1 protein-coding gene is annotated in these 1,249 nt (G+C 71.7%); it reads right to left on the bottom strand.

Going from position 1 to position 1,249, the window contains the following annotated elements; all coding sequences use genetic code 11:
• Positions 1-1,249, bottom strand: a 1,249-nt coding sequence (locus BKN37_RS27190) for a DNA polymerase III subunits gamma/tau (protein WP_071030414.1), incomplete at both ends; no start/stop codon positions are given.

Genomic DNA, 1,249 nt, shown 5'->3' with positions numbered 1-1,249 from the left:
GGGTCGCTCGGGCGCCTGGGATCGCCGGGTGTATTGCCGCGGCGGCCCGGCGGGTTCGGCCGGCGCGGCCGGGTTGGCGGTCTCGCGCGCCGGGATCGACATGTCCAGCCGGCTTTCGATGCGCTCGACGCGCTGCAGCAGCGCCGCCTCGGTGTCGGCGGCCGACGGCAGCAGCAGCCGCGCGCAGACCACCTCCAGCAGCAGCCGGGGCGCCGTCGCACCACGCATCTCGCCCAGCCCGGCCTGCACCACCTCGGCGTAGCGGGTCAAGGTCGCCGCCCCGAACCTTGCGGATTGATCCCGCATCCGGTCCAGCACGTCTTCCGGCGCGTCGACCACGCCCTTGCTCACCGCGTCGGGAACCGCTTGCAGCACAATGAGATCGCGGAAGCGTTCCAGCAGGTCGGTGGCGAAGCGGCGGGGGTCGTGGCCGGCGTCGATCACCGATTCCACCGCGCCGAACAGGGCGGCGGCATCACCGGCGGCCAGCGCCTCCACGGCGTCGTCGATCAGCGCGATATCGGTAGCGCCCAGCAAACCCAGCGCCCGCTGGTACGTGATCCGATCCCCTTCGGCCCCGGCCAGCAACTGGTCGAGCACCGACAGGGTGTCGCGGGGCGAGCCGCCGCCGGCGCGGATCACCAGCGGGTACACCGCGTCGTCGGCGACGACGCCTTCCTGCTCGCAGATCCGCTGCACCAACTCGCGCATGGTGCGCGGCGCCAGCAGCCGGAACGGGTAGTGGTGGGTACGCGACCGAATGGTGGGCAGCACCTTCTCCGGTTCGGTGGTGGCGAACACGAAGATCAGGTGGTCGGGCGGCTCCTCGACGATCTTGAGCAGCGCGTTGAAACCCGCGGTGGTCACCATGTGCGCTTCGTCGATGATGAAAATGCGGTAACGCGACTGGGCCGGCGCGTAGAACGCCCGGTCCCGCAGCTCGCGGGTGTCGTCGACGCCGCCGTGGCTGGCCGCGTCGAGTTCGACGACGTCGACGCTGCCCGGCCCGTTGGGGGCCAGCGCCACGCAGGATTCGCAGACCCCGCACGGGGTGGCCGTCGGGCCCTGCACGCAGTTCAGCGAGCGGGCCAGGATCCGCGCCGACGACGTCTTGCCGCAGCCCCGCGGCCCGGAGAACAGGTAGGCGTGGTTGATCCGGCCGGCCGTCAGCGCGGTGGACAGCGGTTCGGTGACGTGCTCCTGCCCCACCACTTCGGCGAACGTCGCCGGGCGGTACTTGCGGTAAAGG

Origin of the sequence: Mycobacterium talmoniae (assembly GCF_001854525.1) — a bacterium.
In the GTDB taxonomy this organism is placed as follows: Bacteria; Actinomycetota; Actinomycetes; order Mycobacteriales; family Mycobacteriaceae; genus Mycobacterium; species Mycobacterium talmoniae.
The sequence above is the reverse complement of the archived record's forward strand: the minus strand, read 5'-3'. Positions and strand labels throughout refer to the sequence as shown.